This window comes from Ensifer oleiphilus (assembly GCF_013371465.1).
Taxonomy (GTDB): domain Bacteria; phylum Pseudomonadota; class Alphaproteobacteria; order Rhizobiales; family Rhizobiaceae; genus Ensifer; species Ensifer oleiphilus.
This window is the reverse complement of the sequence record NZ_JABWDU010000026.1, coordinates 1-1,355: the sequence shown is the minus strand read 5'-3', so window position 1 is coordinate 1,355 and position 1,355 is coordinate 1. Positions and strand designations below refer to the sequence as shown.

2 protein-coding genes are annotated in these 1,355 nt (G+C 64.5%); both read right to left on the bottom strand.

Going from position 1 to position 1,355, the window contains the following annotated elements; translation table 11 throughout:
• Positions 1-788 (bottom strand): sulfate/molybdate ABC transporter ATP-binding protein (locus HT585_RS31545; protein ID WP_176356703.1); only part of this gene is annotated, 788 nt, incomplete at its 3' end.
• 15 nt (positions 789-803) lie between these two features.
• Positions 804-1,355 (bottom strand): sulfate ABC transporter permease (locus HT585_RS31540; protein WP_176356702.1); only part of this gene is annotated, 552 nt, incomplete at its 5' end.

The window sequence follows — 1,355 nt, the reverse complement described above, 5'->3', positions numbered from 1 at the left end:
GCGCGCAGGCCGATCGGCCGATCCTCGAACCAGATCTCGCCGTTTTGCAGCGTGACCGACAAGGCATTCGACTGGCCGATGAAGCCGTAGACGAAGGGCGAGACCGGATGGTCATAGATCTCGTCGGGGGTGCCGACCTGTTCGATCGCGCCCTTGCTCATGACGACGACGCGGTCGGCCAGTTCGAGGGCCTCTTCCTGGTCATGGGTGACGAAGATGGTGGTGTGGCCGGTGCGGTCGTGGATCTCGCGCAGCCAGCGTCGGAGTTCCTTCCTCACCTGGGCATCGAGGGCGCCGAAGGGTTCGTCGAGCAGAAGCACGTTGGGTTCGACCGCCATGGCGCGGGCGAGCGCCACGCGCTGGCGCTGGCCGCCCGACAGCTGCGCCGGGTAGCGCTTCTCAAGGCCTGAGAGCTGGACGAGATCGAGCAGGTCGAGGGCGCGCTTACGGATTTCTGCGGCCGGCGGCCGGCGATTGGCCGGGCGGACCTTCAGGCCGAAGGAGACGTTGTCGAGCACGGTCATGTGCCGGAACAGGGCATAGTGCTGGAAGACGAAGCCGATGTTGCGCTCCTGCACGGTCTTTTGCGAGGCATCGTCGTCGCCGAAGAAGATGGTGCCGTCGGTCGGGCTTTCGAGGCCGGCAACCAGCCTGAGCAACGTCGTCTTGCCCGAGCCGGAGGGGCCGAGCAGCGCGATCAGCTCGCCCGAGCGGATGTCGAGCGAGACGTTGTCGAGCGCCGGAAAGCGGCCGAATTCCTTGCGTATGTTCTGAACGCGGACTTCCATGACGATCCGGACCTTTCAATGCCTGCGGCTGGCGGCGATCTCGGCGCTGTAGCGAAGCTCGAGCGCCGTTTTCAAGACGAGGGTGACCAGCGCCAGCAGCGCCAGCAACGTCGCAACCGCAAAGGCGGCGACGAAGTTATATTCATTATAGAGGATTTCCACCTGCAACGGCATGGTGTTGGTCTGGCCGCGAATATGGCCCGAGACTACCGACACCGCACCGAACTCACCCATGGCGCGGGCGTTGCAGAGGAGCACGCCGTAAAGCAGCCCCCATTTGATGTTGGGCAGCGTCACATGCCAAAACGTCTGCCAGCCCGACGCCCCCAGGGACAGGGCGGCCTCCTCGTCGCTGGTGCCCTGTTCCTGCATCAAGGGGATCAGTTCGCGGGCAACGAAGGGGAAGGTGACGAAGACGGTGGCGAGCACCAGCCCCGGCACGGCAAACAGGATCTGGATGCCATGGCTCTGCAGCCAGGGACCGATGAGACTGTGCGAGCCGAACAGAAGCACGAAGACCAGGCCGGAGATGACGGGCGAGACCGAGAACGGCAGGTCGATCAGCGT